Genomic DNA, 21,332 nt, shown 5'->3' with positions numbered 1-21,332 from the left:
CCTGCGGCAGCGGCGGCCGGCGACGGTGTCGGCCGGCGCCCTGCCGTGGACCGAAGGCGACGTGCTGGCGGCCTGGACGGTGCTGCTGGTCTGGAGCCTGTGGTGAGCGGCGACGCCGGGATCCGGCTGCGGCTCGACCTGGCCTACGTGGGCGACCGCTTCCGCGGTTGGCAGATCCAGCCGGCGGCGCGCACGGTGCAGGGGGAGCTGCGCGACCATCTGGAGCGGTTGCTGGGCCGGCCCGAGGTGCCGGTGGGGGCGGGGCGCACCGACGCCGGCGTGCACGCCCGCGGCCAGGTCGCCCACGTGACCGTGCGCGACCGGGACGAGGCCGAACGCGTCGCGCGCGCCCTGCCGCGGCTCTGCGACCGGGACCTCGAGGTGCGGGCCGTGCGCGAGGTCTCGCCCCACTTCCACGCGCGCTTCAAGGCCGTGGCGCGCCGCTACAGCTACCGCATCCTCACGCGGCGCGACATCTTCGATCCCCACGCCTGGTACGTGTACCGCCCCCTGGACCGGGCGGCCATGGATGCCGGCGCGGCCGACTTCCGCGGCCGCCACGACTTCACCAGCTTCTGCAAGGCGACGTCGCTGAAGCAGGACGGGAACGTCTGCGACGTGGCCGTTTGCGCCTTTGAATGGTCCGACACCTGCGCTATCTTTCACGTCGAGGCGAACCGGTTCCTGCACCACATGGTGCGCAACATGGTGGGCACGCTGGTGGAGATCGGCCGCGGCGAACGGCGGCCGGGCGACGTGCCGCGGGCCCTCGCCGCCCGCAACCGCGCCGCCGTGGGGCGCATGGCGCCGGCCTGCGGCCTCTTCCTCGAGGCGGTCACCTATCCCGAGCACACGCTCGATCCGGCGTGGCGCGATCCGGACGCCCCGCGGGACGAGGAATTCCGGAACTCCGGCCAAACCGACACGCTTCCTGCCGAACCCGAACCCGACGCCGGCCCCGACGGGCCAAGGAGTGAGCCATGAAGTTCTTCATCGACACCGCCGACCTCGACGCGATCAAGGAGATCAAGGCCCTGGGCATGTGCGACGGGGTCACGACCAATCCGAGCCTGATGGCGAAGGAGGGCAACACCGACACCGACGGGCTGCTGAAGGAGATCTGCCGGGTCGTGCAGGGGCCGGTCAGCGGCGAAGTGACGGCCGTCGACGCCGCGGGCATGATCGAGGAGGGCCGCCGCCTGGCCAAGCTGGACGACCACATGGTCGTGAAGGTCCCCACCACCATCGACGGCCTGAAGGCCACCGCCGCCCTGGCCGCCGACGGCATCCCCGTCAACTGCACCCTCGTCTTCTCGGCCAGCCAGGCCCTGCTGGTGGCGAAGGCCGGCGCGGCCTACGTGTCGCCCTTCGTGGGCCGCCTGGACGACGTCTCCGAGGACGGCATGCAGCTCATCTCGGACATCGTCGACATCTACGACAACTACGACTACGAGACCGAGATCATCGTGGCCTCGATCCGGCACCCGCTGCACGTGGTCGACTCGGCCCTGCTCGGGGCCCACATCGCCACGATCCCGCCGTCGGTCATTCCCAAGCTCGCGGCCCATCCCCTGACGGACAAGGGGCTGGCGGCATTCCTCGCCGACTGGGACAAGCTGCAGGGCGGCAGGTAGTGCTCACCGGCCGCACATGGGTCGGGGTCGCGCTGGGGCTGGCCATGGGGGCGGCCCTCGGCGCGGTGCTGCTGGTCACCCGGGGCGCGACGCCGCGCCACCAGGGCCACGGCGCCACGACGGTGCCGGCCGGTTCGGTGCTGCCGGCGCCGGGCCCCGGCGAGGTCGACCTGGGCGCCGAGCGCTCCAACGCCATCGTGCGGGCGACGCGCGCCGTGGCCCCGGCCGTGGTCGCGGTGAACGTGGTGCAGCAGCAGACCTACCGCACGCCCCAGATGGAGATGCTCGAGCGCTTCGGCCTGGTGCCGCGCCGCGACCAGTTCCGCTACGTGCAGAACCTGGGCTCGGGGGTCATCGTCTCGGCCGACGGCCTCGTCGTGACCAACAACCACGTGGTCGAGAACGCCATCCAGGTGCTGGTGACGCTCTCGGACGGGCGCCGGCACCAGGCGGTGGTGCTCGACCGGGTCGAACGCTACGACCTGGCGGTGCTGCGCATCCAGGCCGAGAACCTGCCGGTGGCCAGCCTGGCCCACTCCGACTCGCTGCAGATCGGCGAGTGGGCCATCGCCATCGGCTCGCCCTACGGGTACCTGCTGGCCGACACCCAGCCCACCGTCACCGTCGGCGTCATCAGCGCCACCAACCGCGACATCAAGAGCCAGCGCCACGAGGTGCCCTACCTGGGCATGATCCAGACCGACGCGGCCATCAATCCGGGCAACAGCGGCGGCCCGCTGGTGAACACGCGGGGCGAGGTCGTCGGCATCAACACCTTCATCTTCTCGGACGACGGCGGCGGCAGCGTGGGGCTCGGCTTCGCGGTGCCGGCGTCGCGGGTCGCGGCCGTGATCGACGAGATCCTCACCTACGGCCACTACCGCGAGGCCCGGGTCGGCCTGAGCCTGCGGGCCCTGGACGCCGTGGACGTGATGAGTCTCCGCCTGACCGATCCGGTGGGCGCCTACGTCGAGGAGGTCGAGGCCGACTCGGCCGCCTGGCGGGCCGGCCTGCGGCAGGGCGACATCATCCGGGAGATCGAGGGTTTGCGTCTGGACCAGTCGGATGCCATCTATCGGTTCTACTACAACGCCCGCGTGGGCGACCGCATGCGCTTCAAGGCCGAGCGGGACGGACGCATCTTCGACGGGGAGATCGTCCTGGCAGAGGAGTGACTGGCGCCGGGCCGGTCGAGCCCCCGCGCGGGCGGGACGGGAGAGACGATGATCATCAAGGCGGAGGGCGAGGCCCCGCGCTGGCGCAAGGTGCTGGTCACCGGCGGCTCGGGTTTCAACGGCATCAACCTCATCCGGGACCTGCTCGACCGCGGGGTCGCCGTGCGCTCCCTCGACCTGGCCGAGTTCACGTACCCGGACTGCCGCGACCGCATCGAGGCCGTGGTGGGCGACATCCGCGATCCCGCGGTGGTGGCGCGCTGCATGGAGGGCGTCGACCTGGTCATCCACACGGCCATGGCCCTGCCGCTCTACCCGCACGACGACATCATGACCACGGGCATCGACGGCACGCGCAACCTGCTCGAACACGCCAGGCAGGCGGGTATCCGGCGTTTCGTGCACATCTCCTCGACCGCGGTCTACGGCATCCCGGACCACCACCCGCTGCTCGAGGACGACCGGCTCGACGGCGTCGGCCCCTACGGCGTGGCCAAGGTCGAGGCCGAGGGCGTCTGCGAGGAGTACCGGGCCCAGGGCATGATCGTGCCGGTCATCCGGCCCAAGAGCTTCATCGGGCCCGAGCGCCTCGGAGTCTTCGCCCTGCTCTACGACTGGGCGAAGGACGGCCGCGGCTTCCCGATGATCGGCAGCGGCAACAACCGCTACCAGCTGCTGGACATCGCCGACCTCTGCCAGGCCATCTGGCTGTGCAGCACCCTGCCCGACGACGTGGTGAACGACACCTTCAACATCGGGGCGGGCGAGTACACGACCATGAAGGAGGACTGGCAGGCCGTGCTCGATCACGCGGGCAAGGGCGGCAGGGTGCGCGGCTTTCCCGCGGCGCCGGTCATCTGGGGCCTGCGCATCCTGGACAGGTTGGGCCTCTCGCCGCTGTACAAGTGGGTGTACGAGACGGCGGCCACCGACAGCTTCGTCTCCATCGAGAAGGCGCAGCGGGTGCTGGGCTACGCGCCGCGGTACTCCAACAAGGACGCCCTGATCCGCAACTTCGAGTGGTACCTCGCGCACCTCGACGAGTTCGAGAACGCCTCGGGCGTGTCGCACCGCGTGCCCTGGAAGCAGGGGGCCCTCGGGCTGGTGAAGCGCTTCTTCTAGGCCTAACGTGGTGGGCGGGGCCGCCGCGCCCCGGAAAGGACCCGACATGATCGCCGTCACGGGCGCCGCCGGCTTCATCGGCAGCAACATCGTCTGGCACCTGAACCGCCTCGGCCGCCGCGACCTGGTCGTCGTGGACGTGCATGCGGACGACTCCGGCTGCGCCAACCTGTCCCCCCTGCACTACGAACGCTATCTGGCCAAGGACGCCTTCCTGGAATGGTTGCGCGACCGGGACAACGCCGCGGGCCTCGAGACGGTCTACCACATGGGCGCGTGCAGCAGCACCACCGAGACCGACGTGGCCTACCTCGAGGAGAACAACACCTTCTACACCCGCGACCTGTGCCTGCTGGCCCTCGCTGCCGGCGCGCGCTTCATCAACGCGAGCAGCGCCGCGACCTACGGCGACGGCGAGATGGGCTACGACGACGACGAGGCCGCGATCCACGCCCTGAAGCCGCTCAACGAGTACGCCAAGTCGAAGCAGAACTTCGACTTGTGGGCGCGCGCGGAGGGTTTGCTCGAACGCATCGTCTGCCTCAAGTACTTCAACGTCTACGGCCCCAACGAGTGGCACAAGGGCGACATGCGCTCCATGGTGTGCAAGGGCTTCGAGCAGATCCGCGACACGGGCCGGGTGCGGCTCTTCAAGTCCGACCGGCCGGAGTACCCGGACGGGGGCCAGCAGCGCGACTTCGTCTACGTGAAGGACGCCGTCGACATGACCGTGTGGTTCGCCGACCATCCTGAGGTGAACGGCATCTTCAACGTGGGCACGGGCGAGGCCAACGACTGGAACCGGCTCATCACCGCCATCTTCGCGGCGCTGGACCGGGCGCCGGCCATCGATTACGTCGACATGCCGGTGCACCTGAAGGGCAAGTACCAGTACCACACCTGCGCCGCCATGGCGAAGGCGCGGGCCGCCGGCTACACGCGTCCCTTCACCCGCCTGGAGGACGCGGTGGCGGACTACGTCCGCAACCACCTGGTCGACCACGTCCACCTGGCCCCGTGATGGCGCCGGGCCTGTTTCCGCCGCCGCCGGCGGCCCTCTGCGCGGGCCTCGACGCCCTGCCCGCGGCCCTCGAGACGGTGCTGCCCCTCAAGGCGAAGCACCGCGACGCGCTGCCGGCGGGCATCCGCACCCTCTCGGGCTACCTGACCGTCGACCGCGAGCAGTTGCCCCGCGACTACATGAGCCGCGCGCCGCTGCTGGCGGCCTACCTGCACTACTTCCTGCCCTGGAATCTCTACCGGCAGGGACGGCTGCTGGCCGGCCTGGGGCTGGACGTGCGGCCCGGATCGCGCATCGTCGACCTGGGTGCGGGCCCGTTGACCTTCGGGCTGGCCCTGGGGCTGGCGCGGCCCGAACTGCGCACCCGCGAACTCGAGTACCTGGCCATCGACCGTTCCGAGACGGCGCTGCGCCACGGCCGCAGCCTCTTTGCCGCCCTGGCCCCGGACGCGGCCTGGACCGTGCAGACCGAGCGCAAGGCGGCCGGCAGCGGGCGCACGCCGCGCGCGGACCTGCTGGTGGCGGCGAACCTGCTGAACGAACTGGACTGGCAGGAGCCGAGGCGCGGGCGCACGGCCGACCCGGAAGCCGAGACGCCCCACGACCGCCTCGTCGGCCGCTGGGACGACCAGGTCGCCGAGGCGGGGGCGGTGCTGGTGATCGAGCCCGGCACGCGCAGCGCGGCGCGCAACCTGGTGCGCCTGCGCGAGGCCGCCCTGGCCCGCGGCTGGCGCATCGCGGCGCCGTGCCCGCACGCGGGGGAGTGCCCCATGCCGGGTCAGCGCAACCGCTCGTGGTGCCACTTCAACTTCGCCCCGGACGGGGCGCCGGGCTGGCTGGTCGACCTGGGCAACCGCGTGCGGCTGCCCAAGGACCGGGCCAGCCTCGCGTTCCTGCTGCTGGTGCGCGGGGACGATCCGCCGGTGCGGGTGGCGGGCGCCGACGGCGGGCCGGACCGGGTGCGGGTGATGTCCGAGCCCTTCGACCTGCCTTCGTGGCGGCGCGGGCGCTACGGCTGCGCCGAGCGGGGCCTGGTGCTGCTGGAGGACGATCGCGGCGGCCGCGGGCCGGCGCCGGGCTCCCTGCTGACGGTGACCTGGCCCGACCGGCCGCGCCGCGACCCCAAGTCGGGCGCCCTGGTGGTCCCCCGCAGCCGCTGACACGCGCGCCCCACCGAACCGGAACGAAGCAGCCCCGCCGGCGAACCGGCGGGGCTGTTCCGTGCGGGGGGCCGAATGCGGCTCAGTAGGCCGTGACGATGCCCACGGCCACGCGGTCGGTCTCGTGCTCCACGTCACGGGTGTACTCGACCGTGCCGCGCAGGTTGCGGGCGAGGAGGTGGGTCCCGCTCACGGTCCAGGTCTCGTAGTCGTAGGCGTCCCAGTCGCTGTCGACGCGGTTGTAGAGCAGGGTGAAGTACTTGCGCGAGCGGTCGCGCCGGGGGGCGAAGACCAGCTCGGCCACGATCCCCGTGGTCTCCACCTCGACGGCGTCGGCGACGAAGGTCGGGTTGGTGTCCCGGCGGATCAGGTACTGGGCGGTGAGGTCGAACATGCCGTTGCCCAGGGTGAGGTCCGGACCGTGCCAGCTGAGCTTGTTGGTGAAGGTGGGGTCCGAGCCGATGGGGGCGGTCTCCTCGCGGCCCGTGTAGCCGAAGTAGCCGACCGAGAGGAACTCGCCGAGCGCCTGGGTGAGGCGCAGGCCGTAGTTCTTGTAGCCGTCGTCGTCGAACCTGTGGTCGTCGCCGGCCTCGGGCTTGCCGTTGCCGTTGACGACCATGCCCACCAGGCCGGTGCCGGTGGACTCGATGTCGTAGGTCATCATCAGGCCGCGGTCGTAGGTCAGCGTCGTGCGCGAATCGCCGATCTTCGTCTTGTAGGCCAGGTAGTCCTCGTAGGTGAGCCGCAACTCGCGCTTCATCAGCGGGTCGGAGGTCTGGAACTGCCCGACCATGATGTCGAAGGGACGGCCGCCGACGTTGTTGAAATGGATGTAGGCGTCCTCGATCCCCGCCACCTCGCCGCGCTCGTTCATGTAGAAGTAGAAGTAGTAGCCCACGTTGCTGGCGACGTTGCCCCCGGACAGCAGCTTCAGGCCGTAGGGGATCTGCAGGTCGTTGTCGATGGCGGCGTCGCTCTCGTAGACGGCGAAGGCGTCGAAGCGCACGGCCAGGGGGAAGGTGCGGTTCAGCTTCAGCAGGTCGTCGCCGGCGGAGATGAAGTCGCGGTCCTTCTCCTGCTCGGGGATCGTGAAGCCGTTCGCCGCGAACTCGTTGCCGAATTCCTTGAGGCGGGGGAACGGGGCGTGGCAGGTGGTGCAGCTCAGCTTGTGGGTGCGGGCGAAGGCCGGGATGGCCTGCGCGTCGCCGGGCAGCAGCGCGGCCGCGAGGGCGAGCAGCAGCGCCGCGGCGAGCATGGTCCTGAAGGTGCGCATGGCGGACTCCTCTATTCGTAGACCTCGACCGAGGTCGAGGCGGTGTTGATGACGTGGGTGGCGTATTCCTCGGCGGGCACGCCCAGGAACTCGCCGACGGGCGTGACCAGCAGCTGGTAGTTCAGCACGGCGGTGAAGGTCACCGGTCCGGGCGCGACGTCGTCCGGCAGGTCCCAGGTGTAGGTCTCGATCTTCGTCTCGCGGGGACCGATGCGGTAGTCGACGCCCAGCGAGGCGGTGTTCCACTGCTGGATGGTCATGCGGCCCTGGGGATCGAAGTAGGGCATGCGGAAGATGCGGTCGCCCACCGGCACGCCGTCGCGCTGCACGCCGGGGAAGTCGGGCTCGCCCCGGGCGATCCCCATGTCCTGGTAGGCGAGCACGTCGGCGGCGATGGTGAATTCCTCGCCGTCGAAGCCCTTGGCATCGACGGGCAGGTGGAAGGTCTTCCCGTCGGCGTCGGTGGCGGTCACGTCGAGCCACATGATGCGGTCCTCGACCGAGCCCGAGGGCACCTTGTGGCCGCACTTGCCGTTGAAGAGCTGCACGCTCAGGACGACGGTGCCGTCCCAGGGGACCTCCCGCTCCTCGGCGTGCATGAGCACCTCGATGGCGCCGTTCAGCTTGCCCTCGTTGTGGGCGCCGTGGAACAGGTGCTGCGCGACCATGCCGTCGCCGGCCATCTTGGCCGAGCGGCCCGGGGCCTTGGGCATGTGGCAGTCCTGGCAGGGCACGCCCTGCGCGGCGTACGGGCCGTCGCGCCACTCGAGGTGGGTCGACTTCACCCAGACGCCGTAGGGGCTCATCTCGTTGTGGCAGGTGCCGCAGAAGTCGGCCGACTTGAGGAAGTCGTTCTCCACCGTGTCGTGGTGGGGCGAGACGACGCCGGGCTTGGGCCCCTGCTTGAGGCGGCCGGGTTCGCTGATCCAGTTGAAGTTGTGAGGCACCTCGCCGTCGAAGCCGGTGACGGTGTGGCAGTGGTCGCAGTGGACGCCCTCGTTGGCTCGGCTGTTCGCTTCGGGCCGCGGGGGCGGCGTGTCGCCGGCGAGGAAGCTGGTGGGAGCGTGGCAGCCGTTGCAGCCGTCCTTCACCCCGGCCACCTTCGCGTCCACCTCGGCGTGGGGGACGGCCAGCTCGAAGTACTCGATCTCGTCCCAGTGGTGGGTGTAGCTCCGGCTCATCATGGCCTGCTCCCACTGGCGCGAGATGTCCACGTGGCAGCTGGCGCACACGGCCGGCTTCTCGTAGTCGTCGTAGCTGCGGGTGCCGTGCGCCTCGTCGCTCACGGGAATCTGGCCGGCGCCGGCGCCCCCGACGCCGGCGAGCAGGACCGCCGTGCCGAGGACCGCGGGGATGCGCAATCGCATGGTCGTCTCCTCTGATTTCCGGGTCTCTTCCCCTCGAAGACCACGGTATCACAAGGAGTTGCGAAATCAAGAAAACGTATTTTCGAAAAAGATTCTGAGGATCGTTTTCGCGCCCGTCAGGCCCGGTTGTTGAAGATGCCGGCCACGCCGGCGACGACCAGGGCCGCCCCGGCGAGGGTCGGCGTGGTGACCGCCTCGCCCAGGATGAGCCAGCCGAGGAAGACGGCGATGACCGGATTCACGTAGGCGTACGTCATCACGACGCCGTAGGGCAGGCGGCGCAGGGTCACCATGTAGGCGGTGAAGGCGACGACCGAGCCCAGCAGCACGAGGTAGGTCCAGGCCAGCCAGGCGTCTCCGGTCGGATGGGGCAGCGGCTCGCGCCGGGCGAGCACCACGACCAGGAAGCCGAGCCCGCCGAGCAGCTGCTGGTAGCCCGAGATGGCCATGATCGAGAGGTCGGGCTTGCGCCGCTGGAACCAGATCGAGCCGAGGGACCAGAACAGCGGGGCCAGCAGCAGCGCCACCACGGCGAGCACGTCGTCGACGTTGCCGTGCTGCAGGGTCGGCCAGGACAGCACGCCCACGCCGGCGAAGCCCAGCAGGATCGAACCGGTCATCCGCCAGGTGGGCAGGCGCCGGTCGGCCACCGAGGTGATGACCTCGGCGTAGATGGGCATGGCCGCCACCAGCAGCGCCGCCAGGCCGGACTCGGCCCGCATCTCGGCCCAGGTCACCAGGCCGTTGCCGCCGACCCAGAGCAGGATCCCGCTGCCCAGCAGCAGCAGGAACTCGGACCGGGTGAGGCGCAGGCGCTCGCGCCGGAGTCGGGCCCAGGTCAGGAGGATGGCCGAGGCGGCGGCCACCCGCATGAGCGCCATGGTGAACGGGGGGAAGCCGGCGCCCTCGCGCACGGCCACGCGGATCGCCAGGTAGGTGCTGCCCCAGACGAAGTACACCACGAGCAGGTTGAGCAGCCCGAAGCGGTCGAGCTTCTCGCGCACGGCGGGTGTCGGCACAACGGTCATCGGAACGTCCGGGCGCGGGGCCAGGTCAGGGGGACGGCCGCAAGATAAGCGGTGCGGCGCCCGGGAGGGAGCGCAAAAAACGTCGGGGTCCGAAACCGGCGCGGGCCGGCGTCACTCGGCCGCCGCCGCCGGGTCGCGCAGCACGGCATCGAGTTCGGCTTCACGGGCGGCCAGGCGGTCGGTCTGGCGGCGGGCGTACCAGACGGCGATGATCGCGGCCGACCACGTGGTGCCGAAGACGCCCCACCAGATGCCGTCCAGGCCCCAGCCGAGCACGTGGGCCAGCAGCCAGAAGATGAGGGGAGGCGCGGCGATCTGGCGGAACAGGCCGATCCAGAGGGCGAAGGCGGGCATCTTCAGGCCCTGCAGGGCCGAGGTGTTCACGAAGAGCAGCACGTAGGCGTACTCCACGAAGGCGGCGATGCGCAGGTAGTGCCCGCCGGTGGCGATCACCTCCGGATCGTCGGTGAACAGGCCCATCAGGGCGTCGCTGCCGAAGTACACCAGCGCCGAACCGAAGACCATGACCACCGCGCCGTAGCCGAGGGCGGTGCGCACGGTGCTGCGCACGCGGCCGAAGCGTCCGGCGCCGCTGTTCTGGGCCACGATCGACATGGTGGCCACGTTCAGGCCGACGGTGGGCAGCAGCACGAGCTGTTCGATGCGCGTGGCCACGCCGTAGGCCGCGACGGCGTTCTCGCTGAAGCGGCTCAGGAACCAGGTGATGATGAAGATGCCGAGGGCGACGGTCATCATGTTCAGGCTGGCCGGCACGCCCTGGGTGAAGATGTCCCTGAGGGTGGGCCAGTGGGGCCGCCACATGGCGCCCTCGCTGCGGTGCAGCAGGCCCGTCGCCCACGCCCGGCGACCCACGTAGACGATGCCGCCCGCCTGGGCCACGAGGGTGGCCACCGCCACGCCGCGGATCCCCATGGCCGGCAGGCCCAGGCCGCCGAACATGAACCAGGGGTCCAGGACGAGGTTGAGCACCGTCGCGCCGATCAGGAAGTTGCGGTAGGTGACCATGTCGCCCTGGGCGTTGAGGATGCCGTTGAGCATGAACGAGGTCAGGGGGAGGAAGGCGCCCAGCAGGATCGTCTGCATGTAGGCGAGGCAGATGGCGAGGTATTCGCCGTCGGCGCCGAGCAGCCGGAAGAGCGGCTCGACGGCGAGGAAGCCCGCCGTCATGACCACCACCGCCACGCCGGTGCTCGTCAGCAGGCCCTGGCTCGCGATGCGGGCGGCGTCGCGGCGGCGGTCGGCGCCCAGGGCGTTGCCGACCAGGGCCGTCACTCCGGTCGAGAAGCCCGAGCCCATGGCCAGCAGCACGAAGAACACCGGGAACGAGAGGGAGAGCGCCGCGAGCGCCGTTGTGGAGAGCCTCCCGGCCCAGAAGGTGTCGACCACGTTGTACATGGTGTTGAAGAGGAACGCGATCGAGGCCGGGATGGCCAGGCGCCGGATCAGCACGGGGATGGGGGCCGTGGTCAGGTCCTGCTGGGCGGTGCTCAATGGGGTCTCCGGCGGTTGGGGTGGCGACGGTCGGCCGCGGAATCCGGTCCAAGGTAGGGCCGGACGTCCCGCGTGGCACCCCCGCTCCGGCTGAAAAGACGCGTTCGACGGCATTCGGGCCGAACGCTCCTTGACCGCTCCGGCGGTCAGGCGTTAGCTTTCCGCTTTACACGGTGCGAGACGGCGTCGGACCCGCCGGAATTCCCCCGGGAATTCCCGTCGTGGGGGTCTTTCCCCGCCTCCCCGGCCTCTCCGGCCGGATCCGTCAACCCTACCGGAAAGGCAGGGCTTCGTCGATGATTCCCCGTTACGCCAGCCCCGAGATGACGGCCATCTGGTCGGACGAGAACCGCTTCCGCATCTGGCAGGAAGTGGAGACCGTGGTGTGCGAGGTGCGCGCCGACCGGGGCGAGATCCCGGTCGAGGCGGCCCGCGAGATCCGGGCCCGGGGCGCCTTCGAGACCGCACGCGTGCTCGAGATCGAGGCCACGGTGCAGCACGACGTCATCGCCTTCCTGACCAACATGGCCGAGCACATCGGGCCGAGCAGCCGCTTCGTCCACCAGGGCATGACCAGCAGCGACCTGCTGGACACGGCCCTGGCCCTGCAGATCCAGCAGGCGGGCGAGGTGCTGCGTGCGTCGCTCGTGAGCCTGCTCGATGCGGTCGAGCGGAAGGCGGTCGCGCACCGGGACACGGTCATGATCGGGCGCAGCCACGGCATCCACGCCGAGCCCACCACCTTCGGCCTGAAGCTCATGGTCTACTGGAGCGCCCTGGAGCGGGGGCTGCGCCGGCTCGACGCCGCCCAGGAGGAGATCGGCTACGGCCAGATCTCGGGCGCCGTCGGCACCATCGCCCATCTCGATCCCGAGGTCGAGATCGAGACCATGCAGCGGCTGGGACTGCAGGTCGATCCGGCCTCGACGCAGATCGTGCAGCGCGACCGCCACGCCAACTGGCTGCAGGCGGTCGCGACCCTCGGCGCGACCATCGAGCAGATGGCCGTCGAGATCCGCAACCTCCAGCGCACCGACGTGCACGAGGTGGAGGAGAGCTTCGGCAAGGGTCAGAAGGGCAGCAGCGCCATGCCCCACAAGAAGAACCCCATCGTCTCGGAGAAGCTGACGGGCATGGCCCGCCTGCTGCGCGGCTACGCCCACACGGCCCTGGAGAACGTGGCCCTGTGGCACGAGCGCGACATCAGCCATTCGTCCGTCGAGCGGATCATCTTCCCGGACGCGTGCCACACGCTGCACCACATGCTGAAGAAGATGGAGTGGCTCGTCGCCGGACTCGTGGTCTACCCGGAGAACATGATCGCCAACATGGAGAAGGTGCGCGGCATGTACTTCAGCCAGCCGGTGCTGCTGGCCCTGACCGAGGCCGGCATGTCGCGCGAGGACGCCTACGCCCGCGTGCAGAAGTGCGCCATGCGCGTGTGGGACGAGGGCGTGGCCCTGCGCGAGTCGCTGGGGCAGGACGGGGAGATCACCGCGGTGCTCGATGCCGAGACCCTCGACCGCTGCTTCGACCTGCGGCACCAGTTGCGGAACATCCCGCACATTTTCGAGCGCACGCTGGCCCTGAAGAGCTGGTAGGCGGAGGCTCCCATCCAAGGAGACGGTGTGGATTCCAGAGACGAAAGCTTCGCCCCGATCGCCGTCGGCGATCATGACGACGCGGGGCTGGCCGCGTACCTGCGCGAGCACGGTCTGACCCTGGCCCCGGGCGAAGCGCGCAAGGTGGCCGAGTTGCTCGGCCGCGATCCCACCCTGACCGAGATGACCCTCTTCGACACCATGTGGAGCGAGCACTGCTCCTACAAGAGCAGCCGCCCGCATCTGAAGGCGAACCTGCCCACCACCGGCGCCAACGTCGTCGTCGGGCCGGTCGAGGACGCCGGCGTGGTCGACTTCGGCGAGATCGACGGCAGGAACTACGGCATCATCTTCGCCCACGAGAGCCACAACCACCCCAGCCAGGTCATGCCCGTCGAGGGCGCGGCGACGGGCATCGGCGGCATCGTGCGCGACGTGTACTGCATGGGCGGGCAGGTCATCGCCACCCTGGACCCGCTGCGCTTCGGCTGGCCCGCGCCCGAAGGCCCGGACGACCACGAGGCCGGGCACCGCGTGGACATCGCGCGCCAGGTGGTCGACGGCATCTGGCAGTACGGCAACGCCATCGGCGTGCCCAACCTCGGGGGCGACGTCTACTTCCACCCGAGCTTCAACGAGAACTGCCTGGTGAACGTGGTGGCCGTGGGCCTGGTCGAGCACGAGCACATCACCCACAGCGCGGTGCCTTCCTGTGCCAAGGACGAACCCTACGACCTGATCCTCGTGGGCAAGCCCACCGACTGGTCGGGCATGGGCGGGGCGGCGTTCGCCTCGGCCACGCTCGACGCCGAGCAGGCCATGGAGAACAAGGGCTCGGTGCAGACGCCCGACCCGTTCCTCAAGCGCATCCTCACCGTGGCCAACAGGGCCGTGCTCGAGATGGCCCGGGCCGAGGGCGTGACCATCGGCTTCAAGGACCTCGGCGCCGGCGGCGTGTCGTGCGTCACCAGCGAACTGGCCGACGCGGGCGGCTTCGGCTGCGACGTCGACGTGCAGAAGGTGCACCAGATCGCCGACCTGCCGGCCCGGGTGTGCGCCTGCTCCGAGACGCAGGAGCGCTACGGATTGGCCGTGCCCGCGCGCCTGACCGCCAAGGTCCTGAAGATCTACAACGAGGACTTCGCCCTGCCGAAGCTCTACGCCGGCGCCTGCGCCACCCGCATCGGCAAGGTCACGACCGAGCGGCAGTACGTGCTGCGCTGGGGCGACCGCATCCTGGCCGACGCGCCCATCGCCACCATCACCGAGGGCATCCGCTACGACCGCCGGGCGCGCGCGCCCGAGCGGCCCGAGGTGCCGGCCGACGCGCGCCTGCCGGAGGGTCCGGAGGCGGCCATCGGCGACGAGTGGCTGCAGCTCATGGCGCACCCCAACGTGGCCAGCCGCGAGGCGATCTTCCGGCACTACGATCCGGAGGTGCAGGCGAACACGATCATCCGGCCGGGCGAGGCCGACGCGGGCGTGGTGGCGCCGGTGCCCGGCAGCCGCCGGGCCGTGGCCATGACCGCCGACGGCAATCCGCTGCTCGGCCTGGCCGACCCCTGGACCGCCGGCGCGAGCGCGGTGCTCGAGGCCTGCCGCAACGTGGCCTGCGTGGGCGGCCGGCCGGCCGCGATCACCGACTGCCTCAACTTCGGCAATCCCGAGGTGCCCGAGAGCTTCTGGGAGTTCACCGAGGCCGTGCGCGGCGTCGGCGACGCCTGCCGGGGCGTGGGCTGCTACGCCGAGCCGGGGGCGCCGCTGCCGGTGATCTCGGGCAACGTGAGCTTCTACAACCAGAGCAGCACCGGCCGCAGCGTGGCTCCGTCGCCCATCGTGGGCTGCGTGGCCATCGTCGACGACTACACCCGCTGCCGCAGCCAGCGCTTCAAGACGCCGGGCGACCGCCTGCTGCTGATCGGACGCCGCGGTGCCGAGACGGGGGGCTCGCTCTACGCGTCCGCCGGCTTCGCGGCGGGCCGGCCGGCGGTGCCGCCGCTCGACTTCGACGCGGCGCGGGCCGAGATCCGGGCCGTCATCGAGATGGTGGCGGCGGGCCTGGTCACCGCGGCCCACGACATCGGCGACGGGGGCCTGGCCCTGTGCCTGGCCGAGATGGCCATGGGCCTGGAGGCGGGGCGTCTGGCCGGCGCCGCGGTGCGCCTGCCCGACCGGGGCGCTCAGCCGGCGCGAGTTCCTCTTCAACGAGAACGGCGGCTTCGTCGTGACGGTGCGACCGGACGACGCGGACGCCGCCGCGGCGATCCTCGATCGGCTCGGCGCCGACTGGTGGCCCCTGGGCGAGGTGGTCGCGCAGCCGGAGATCGCGGTCGTCGACGCCGACGGCGCCCCGGTGGCCCGCCTGGACATGACCGCGGCCGCGCACAGCTGGCAGACGGCCCTGCCGCGGCTGCTGGCCGGGGAGAAGGGCGCCGCGGCCGTGCCCGGACCCGCCGCCGCGACCGCCGCCGCCGACGCTCCCGCCGAACAGGACCCCGCACCGTTCCGCGTGATGACCGGCAGCGGCGCGGCCCCGCGCATCGCGGTGCTGCAGCTGCCGGGCCTGAACTGCGAGGACGAGTCGGCCCGGCTGCTCGGGGTCCACGGCGCCCGCGCCGAGATCTTCCGCTGGACCCGCAGCCCGGACGAACTGGCCGCCTTCGACGGCTTCCTCGTGCCCGGCGGCTTCTCGTACCAGGACCGCGTGCGCGCCGGCGCGGTGGCGGCCAAGGACCCGCTGCTGCGGGTGCTGCTCGAGGCGGCCGCGGCGGGCAAGCCCATCCTGGGCATCTGCAACGGCTGCCAGGTGCTGGTCGAGGCGGGGCTGGTTCCCGGCCTCGAGCCCGGCGCCGTCGAGGTGGCCCTGGCCGGCAACCGCGCCGACGGCCGCACCGGCTACCACTCGCGCTGGGTGGCCCTGCAGGTCGATCCGCGCTGCCGCTCGCCCTTCGTCGAGGGGCTGACCGGCACCTTCCCGGTGCCCATGGCCCACGCCGAGGGCCGCTTCACCCACGAGGATCCGGCCTTCTTCGCGCGGCTGGCCGCCGAGGGGCACGTGGCCCTCACCTACGCCCCCCTGGGCGGGCGCACGACCGCGGCGGCGGGGAATCCCAACGGGGCCCTGCTCGACACCGCCGGGCTGACCAACCGCCGGGGCAACGTGCTGGCCATGATGCCGCACCCCGAGCGCGCGGCCCAGCTGCGCCAGGTCCCCGAGGACCTGCCCCACGCGTGGGGGCGGGCGCGCCTGGCGGCGGCCGGCGACTTCGCCACCCTCGAGGATCCCGGGCCGGGCGCGTTCCTGCTGCGCCGCCTGGTGGAGATGTGCTGATGGGACCGAACCGGAGCGGAGCGGGGGCCGGCGGGCCCCGCGGACCCGAAAGGACGCCATGAACGACGTCGCGAGCCGCACCCAGACCACGCTGCTGACGGCCCACAAGGGGGTCGACCTGCACGCCGCCTCGGCGCTGCTGGTGATGCGCGACCGCCTCGAGGGCGGCGACCGCCTGGAGAACCTGTTCCGCTGCGAGGTGCACACCTTCTGGGGCGCGCCCGCCGGGTGGGATGCCGCGCGGCTGCTGGACACCGGGCGCTTCTTCAATCCGAACAAGCACCACTTCGGGATCTTCCGGGGTCCGTCGTCCGACGACTGGTCGGACAGCACCGGGCCCGGCGCGGCGCTGGCGGCCGGCTGGCCCGGCGCGGTGGAATGGACCGACCTGGACGCGCTGGCCGCCGACGCCGCCGGTCTCTACGGGGCCCTGCTGGGCGGCGCGGTCCCGGCCGGCTGCACACCCTTCGACGTGGTGGGCTTCGCCTTCGGCCAGGACGGCCCCGTGCTGAGCGGCGTGCTCTGGCGGCTGGTGCTGCGCGCCGGCGCGGAAGAGGCGGCCGAACTGGGCACCGCATTGGCCGTGGCGCGCCACCGCAAACAGGGGTTGCTCATCAACCCCCACATGGAGAGCTGGCGGCTGGCCGCCCGCGGCTGACGCGCTGGCGACGGAGCCGGCGCGCGGTTTCATTGGCAGAGACACGTGGTCCGCGTCGACGCGCTGCGTGGAAAGTTGGGGCCCGCGCCCCGAACGGAGGATCCATGGGCCTGGAAGAACGTCACTGGCGCGAGGAATGCGGCGTCGTGGGCATCGCCGGCGTCGAGGCGGCGGCCGAGCTGGCCAGCCTGGCCCTGCACGCCCTGCAGCACCGGGGCCAGGAGAGCGCGGGCATCAGCGTGGCCGACGGCCACCGCCTCGTGACCCACAAGCGCATGGGCCTGGTCGCCGAGGTCTTCGACGAGGAGACCACCCGCGGCCTGACCGGCACCTACGCCATCGGCCACGTGCGCTACAGCACCAGCGGCTCGAGCCACATCCTCAACGCGCAGCCCCTGCAGGTGGCCTCGCACCGGGGCATGGTGAGCATCGCCCACAACGGCAACCTCGTGAACGCCCACGAACTGCGGCGCGAGATGGAGCTGCAGGGGTCGATCTTCTCCACGACGAGCGACACCGAGGTGATCCTGCACATGCTGGCGCGCAACGCCGACGACGACGTCGAGGACGCGCTGCTCGACCTGCTGCCCCGCGTCAAGGGCGCCTACAGCCTGGTGCTCCTGACCCGGGACAAGCTGGTCGCCGTGCGCGATCCCACGGCTTCCGGCCGCTCTGCCTCGGGCTGATGAGCGACAAGACGCACGTCGTCGCGTCCGAGCGAGGGGCGTTCCACCTCATCGGCGCCGAGCACCTGCGCGACATCGAGCCCGGCGAGATGGTCGTGCTGGGCCTCGGCGAGCTTTCGAGCCGCCGGCTGCCCGTGGCCGCGCCGCAGAAGCGCTGCGTCTTCGAACACGTCTATTTCTCGCGGCCGGACAGCGTCGTCTTCGGCCGCAACGTCGAGAGCGCCCGGCGGCGCAGCGGCGAGATCCTCGGCCGGGATGCGCCGGCCGACGCCGACCTCGTCTGCGCCGTGCCCGACAGCTCGAACACCGCGGCCCTCGGCTTCGCCAGGGCCACGGGGCTGCCCTTCGAGCTGGCGCTCATCCGGAACCACTACGTGGGTCGCACCTTCATCTCGCCGGCCCAGAAGGTCCGCGACATGTCGGTGCGCATCAAGTTCAACCCGGTTGCCGAGGTGCTCGACGGCAAGCGGGTCGTCGTGGTCGATGACAGCATCGTCCGCGGCACCACCATGCGGAAGCTCGTCAAGCTCATCCGGCAGGCCGGGGCGAAAGAGGTGCACCTGCGCATCGCGTCGCCCCCGGTCACGAACCCGTGCTTCTACGGGATCGACACGCCCGTGCGCAACGAGCTGATCGCCTCGAGCCACACCGTCGACGAAATCGCGACCTATCTCCGGGTCGATTCCCTGGCCTATCTCTCGCTGCCCGGGCTGCTCGAGGCCGCGGGCGAGGGGGACCTCTACTGCGAGGCCTGCTTCACGGGAAACTACCCGGTCAGTTTTGCCGAGGAGACCGACAAGAACCTGCTGGAGAAACACGCCGCGGGGGTGGTCATCCCGGTCAGACCCATGCCGGAAGACGAGGCCTGAGAGGGGCGCGCCACGGCGGGGGAGAAGTGACGAGGAACATCGTGATCATGCGTGACAAGGGCCCGGAGGCCACCGGAAACGCGTTTCCGGATTGGCGTCCGGACCCGCTCTATGACGACCCGGCGCAGCTGAGCCGGGCCCTGACCCGGCGCGTGCTGCCGCTGGTCCAGAACGCCGCCCGCTACATCGGCGGCGAGTTCGGCACCACCGGCGAGGGCTGGGACCCGGCCGGGGCCAACATCCTGCTGACCTTCCCCGACGCCTACGAGGTGGGTATGTCCCACCAGGGGCTGCGGATCCTGTACCAGCTCATCCGCGATCGCGAGGGCGGCTTCGCCGACTTCGCCTACGCGCCCTGGCCCGACATGGAGGCAGCCATGCGCGGCGAGCGGCTGCCCCTCTACGGCCTGGCCTCGCGGCGCCCGGCGCGGCAGTTCGACCTGGTCGGCTTCAGCCTGGGCTACGAGCTGTCCTACACCAACATGCTGACGATGATCGACCTCGCCGGCTCGCCCCTGCGGGCGGCCGATCGCGGCGAGGGCGATCCGATCTTCGTGGCCGGCGGTTCGTGCGTGCTGAACCCGACGGTCGTGCATCCCTTCCTCGACCTGGTCCTGCTGGGCGACGGCGAGGAGTCGGTGCTCGACGCGGTGGCGATCATCACCCGCCTGAAGCGGGAAGGGGCCTCGCGCGCGGAGATCGTCCGGGCCCTGCACGGCATCGAGGGCGCCTGGCATCCGGCGGTGCCCGCGCCGGTGCGCGCGCGGGTGCTGCAGGACCTGAACACCTTCGCGCCGCCCCGTCCGATCGTGCCGACGGTGGAACCGGTGCACGACCGCCTGGCCCTGGAGGTCATGCGGGGCTGCGTCCGCGGCTGCCGCTTCTGCCAGGCGGGGATGATCACCCGTCCGGTGCGCGAGCGCGACGCGGCGGAGCTGGTCAAGGCCGCCGCCGAGGGCATCGCCGACGCGGGGCTGAGCGAGGTCAGCCTGCTGAGCCTGTCGACCAGCGACTACACGGGTCTCGGCGAGACCGTCGTCGGCATCAAGGACAAGCTCGACGGCCAGCACACCAACGTGGCCCTGCCGAGCCTGCGGGTCGACTCGGTGGACGCGGGCCTCTACGAGGTCATCAGCCAGGAGCGCCCGGGCAGCTTCACCTTCGCCCCGGAGGCGGGCAGCCAGCGCCTGCGCGACGTCATCAACAAGAACATCACCGAGGACGACATCGTCTCCACGGCGCGCCAGGCCTTCGCCGGCGGTGTCAAGCACGTGAAGCTGTACTTCATGATCGGCCTGCCGACCGAGACCAACGACGACCTCGACGAGCTGCTCTCCCTGGTGGGCAAGGTGGTGGCCGAGGCCCCGCGCGGCGGCAGCCAGGTGCACGTGTCGCTCTCTCCGTTCTCGCCCAAGTCCCACACGCCCTTCCAGTGGGCGGGCCAGATCTCGCGCGACGAGATCAACCGGCGCAACAACTACCTCTCGCGGCCCCTGCGCCGCATGAAGGTCAAGGTGAGCACGCGCGAGCCGGAGACCTCGTACCTCGAGGGGATGCTGGGCCTGGGCGACGGGGGCCTGAGCCCGGTCGTCGAGACGGCCTGGCGCCTGGGCGCCCGCTTCGACGCCTGGAGCGAGACCTTCGACTTCGCGGTCTGGGAACGGGCCCTGGCGGCCACCGGGGTCGATGGCGACGCCTACCTGGCGCCCCGCGACCCGGACGCCCCGCTGCCCTGGGACACGGTCGACGCCGGTGTGGAGAAGGACTTCCTCAAGCGCGACTGGCGTCGGGCCGTGGCCGAGCGCACCCTGCCGGACTGCCGCCTGGAGGGGGCGTGCTACGACTGCACCTCGTGCTCGGGCGACCTGCTCCACGTCTTCGCCAAGCTCGAGGCCCTGGGTGACCAGCCGGCCCGGCGGGGCCCCGCGATTCCGAGCCACGGCCGCGGCGCCGTGGCCCTCCGCGACGATCCCCGGCCCCCGACGCCGCTGCGGGCACGGCCCGCGGCCCCCGAGTCTCCGGCCTTCGACGCCCGCAACGCCGAGGAGGGGGCCCCCGGGCGTGAGGAGCCGAAATGGCGCATCTGGCGCAACCAGGCCGCCGCCAAGTGCTGGTACCGGGTCGAGTACGAGAAGGCGGGGGACATGGCCTTCCTCGGGCACCTCGATTTCCAGCGTCAATTGCATCTGGCCCTGCGACGTTCAGGCTTGCCTGCGGCGTACAGCAAGGGCTATCATCCCCATCCGCTCCTGAAGTTCGGCCCCCCGCTGCCGGTGGGCGTTGTCGGTCTGCGTGAATGTCTCGACATCGCCATGGAGCATCAGGTGCCCGGTTGGATCGAGGAGATCAACCGGACCCTGCCCGCGGGACTGGGATTCAAACGAAGCGTGATCGTCGGCGGACAGACTCCCCCGTCCATCGACCAGAACGTGTCCCGCTTCGACTACCGGGTGCTCATTCCCGGTGAGTGCGAGGGCGGTCCCGCGACGGAAACGGTCGCCGCTGCCGTGGACGGCTTCCTGGCCAGTGCAACCTGGCCCGTGATCCGGAAGCGTCCCAAGGGGGATATCGAGATCGACGCCCGGACGCTGGTGCCTGCCGGCGGCCTCGGGCTGATCACCGGAGCCACGGACGGCTACGGCTGCGGCCTGCGTTTCTCCCTCCTGCGGAGCGCGACCGGGGCGATGCTGCCCGTTCACGATTTCCTGGCCACCCTGCTGGGGGAGGCGCTGCCCGTCCCGGGCCATTGCGCCGTCACCCGCACGGGATACTCGGGCCGTCACACCGATGGGCGCTGGTTGTCGCCCCTCGAGGAAGTAGGTGAATCCAGCCTGCGTTACTGGCTCGGCCGGCACATGAGCGCCTAGGGCTGCTACCGGCGGCCCACGCACGTCG

General features: G+C 71.1%; 14 protein-coding genes and 2 pseudogenes. 12 read left to right on the top strand and 4 right to left on the bottom strand.

The features are described from left to right. Positions 1-102 precede the first annotated feature (102 nt). The 6 genes from truA to KDM41_06690 are packed head-to-tail and all read left to right on the top strand — an operon-like array spanning position 103 to position 6,112. The gene (truA, locus tag KDM41_06715; protein ID MCB1183105.1) at positions 103-984 is read left to right on the top strand and encodes a tRNA pseudouridine(38-40) synthase TruA; all 882 of its coding nucleotides are present in this window, start codon (positions 103-105) and stop codon (positions 982-984) included. Next, entirely contained in the window at positions 981-1,634 is a 654-nt protein-coding gene (gene fsa / locus KDM41_06710; GenBank protein ID MCB1183104.1) for a fructose-6-phosphate aldolase, read from the top strand. Before truA ends, fsa begins: the two co-directional genes overlap by 4 nt. Continuing rightward, positions 1,634-2,809: a trypsin-like peptidase domain-containing protein gene (locus KDM41_06705; protein ID MCB1183103.1), complete on the top strand. Its 1,176-nt coding sequence runs from the start codon at positions 1,634-1,636 to the stop codon at positions 2,807-2,809. Before fsa ends, KDM41_06705 begins: the two co-directional genes overlap by 1 nt. A 48-nt stretch (positions 2,810-2,857) precedes the next feature. Next, positions 2,858-3,931 carry an NAD-dependent epimerase/dehydratase family protein gene (locus KDM41_06700; protein ID MCB1183102.1) on the top strand — a complete coding sequence of 358 codons (1,074 nt, stop codon included), beginning with the start codon at positions 2,858-2,860 and terminating at the stop codon, positions 3,929-3,931. A gap of 46 nt (positions 3,932-3,977) precedes the next feature. Then, positions 3,978-4,952 carry an ADP-glyceromanno-heptose 6-epimerase gene (gene rfaD, locus KDM41_06695; protein ID MCB1183101.1) on the top strand — a complete coding sequence of 325 codons (975 nt, stop codon included), beginning with the start codon at positions 3,978-3,980 and terminating at the stop codon, positions 4,950-4,952. Then, a complete protein-coding gene (locus KDM41_06690; protein ID MCB1183100.1) occupies positions 4,952-6,112 on the top strand; it encodes an rRNA methyltransferase in 1,161 nt (386 codons plus the stop codon). Before rfaD ends, KDM41_06690 begins: the two co-directional genes overlap by 1 nt. Positions 6,113-6,194: 82 nt before the next feature. Here KDM41_06690 and KDM41_06685 read toward each other — a convergent pair whose 3' ends face one another. The 4 genes from KDM41_06685 to KDM41_06670 form a co-directional block, all read right to left on the bottom strand. Then, complete coding sequence (locus tag KDM41_06685) at positions 6,195-7,385, bottom strand: hypothetical protein (protein ID MCB1183099.1); 1,191 nt, start codon at positions 7,383-7,385, stop codon at positions 6,195-6,197. An 11-nt stretch (positions 7,386-7,396) separates the two neighbouring features. Beyond that, positions 7,397-8,752, bottom strand: a complete 1,356-nt coding sequence (locus KDM41_06680; GenBank protein ID MCB1183098.1) for a NapC/NirT family cytochrome c — start codon at positions 8,750-8,752, stop codon at positions 7,397-7,399. Positions 8,753-8,868: 116 nt separating this feature from the next. Next, positions 8,869-9,780: an EamA family transporter gene (locus tag KDM41_06675; GenBank protein MCB1183097.1), complete on the bottom strand. Its 912-nt coding sequence runs from the start codon at positions 9,778-9,780 to the stop codon at positions 8,869-8,871. Between the two features lie 111 nt (positions 9,781-9,891). Next, positions 9,892-11,406, bottom strand: coding sequence for an MATE family efflux transporter (locus tag KDM41_06670; GenBank protein ID MCB1183096.1), 1,515 nt, complete (start codon positions 11,404-11,406; stop codon positions 9,892-9,894). Between the two features lie 182 nt (positions 11,407-11,588). Here KDM41_06670 and KDM41_06665 point away from each other — a divergent pair, with 182 nt between their 5' ends. The 6 genes and pseudogenes from KDM41_06665 (at position 11,589) to KDM41_06640 (ending at position 21,304) form a co-directional block, all read left to right on the top strand. Further along, a complete protein-coding gene (locus KDM41_06665; GenBank protein ID MCB1183095.1) occupies positions 11,589-12,893 on the top strand; it encodes an adenylosuccinate lyase in 1,305 nt (434 codons plus the stop codon). Positions 12,894-15,045: 2,152 nt separating this feature from the next. After that, positions 15,046-15,228: pseudogene (locus KDM41_06660) on the top strand (hypothetical protein). Positions 15,229-15,405: 177 nt separating this feature from the next. Further along, complete coding sequence (gene purQ, locus KDM41_06655) at positions 15,406-16,224, top strand: phosphoribosylformylglycinamidine synthase I (GenBank protein ID MCB1183094.1); 819 nt, start codon at positions 15,406-15,408, stop codon at positions 16,222-16,224. A 58-nt stretch (positions 16,225-16,282) separates the two neighbouring features. After that, positions 16,283-16,882, top strand: a complete 600-nt coding sequence (locus KDM41_06650; protein MCB1183093.1) for a hypothetical protein — start codon at positions 16,283-16,285, stop codon at positions 16,880-16,882. A 104-nt stretch (positions 16,883-16,986) separates the two neighbouring features. Continuing rightward, positions 16,987-18,437: pseudogene (gene purF, locus KDM41_06645) on the top strand (amidophosphoribosyltransferase). 41 nt (positions 18,438-18,478) lie between these two features. Then, on the top strand, positions 18,479-21,304 hold the full coding sequence (locus KDM41_06640; protein MCB1183092.1) for a TIGR03936 family radical SAM-associated protein: 2,826 nt from the start codon (positions 18,479-18,481) through the stop codon (positions 21,302-21,304). The last annotated feature ends 28 nt before the right edge of the window (positions 21,305-21,332 follow it).

Source organism: bacterium (genome assembly GCA_020440705.1).
In the GTDB taxonomy this organism is placed as follows: domain Bacteria; phylum Krumholzibacteriota; class Krumholzibacteriia; order LZORAL124-64-63; family LZORAL124-64-63; genus JAGRNP01.
Note: the sequence above shows the minus strand (reverse complement) of the source record. Positions and strands in the feature narration are given on the sequence as shown.

Excerpts from the sequence above, each read along its gene's own strand:
- fsa (MCB1183104.1), top strand. The coding sequence starts at position 981 with ATGAAGTTCTTCATCGACACCGCCGACCTCGACGCGATCAAGGAGATC.
- KDM41_06680 (MCB1183098.1), bottom strand. The coding sequence starts at position 8,752 with ATGCGATTGCGCATCCCCGCGGTCCTCGGCACGGCGGTCCTGCTCGCC.
- rfaD (MCB1183101.1), top strand. The coding sequence starts at position 3,978 with ATGATCGCCGTCACGGGCGCCGCCGGCTTCATCGGCAGCAACATCGTC.
- KDM41_06670 (MCB1183096.1), bottom strand. The coding sequence starts at position 11,406 with ATGCCGTCGAACGCGTCTTTTCAGCCGGAGCGGGGGTGCCACGCGGGA.
- purQ (MCB1183094.1), top strand. The coding sequence starts at position 15,406 with ATGACCGGCAGCGGCGCGGCCCCGCGCATCGCGGTGCTGCAGCTGCCG.
- KDM41_06690 (MCB1183100.1), top strand. The coding sequence starts at position 4,952 with ATGGCGCCGGGCCTGTTTCCGCCGCCGCCGGCGGCCCTCTGCGCGGGC.
- KDM41_06650 (MCB1183093.1), top strand. The coding sequence starts at position 16,283 with ATGAACGACGTCGCGAGCCGCACCCAGACCACGCTGCTGACGGCCCAC.
- KDM41_06700 (MCB1183102.1), top strand. The coding sequence starts at position 2,858 with ATGATCATCAAGGCGGAGGGCGAGGCCCCGCGCTGGCGCAAGGTGCTG.
- KDM41_06685 (MCB1183099.1), bottom strand. The coding sequence starts at position 7,385 with ATGCGCACCTTCAGGACCATGCTCGCCGCGGCGCTGCTGCTCGCCCTC.
- KDM41_06665 (MCB1183095.1), top strand. The coding sequence starts at position 11,589 with ATGATTCCCCGTTACGCCAGCCCCGAGATGACGGCCATCTGGTCGGAC.
- KDM41_06675 (MCB1183097.1), bottom strand. The coding sequence starts at position 9,780 with ATGACCGTTGTGCCGACACCCGCCGTGCGCGAGAAGCTCGACCGCTTC.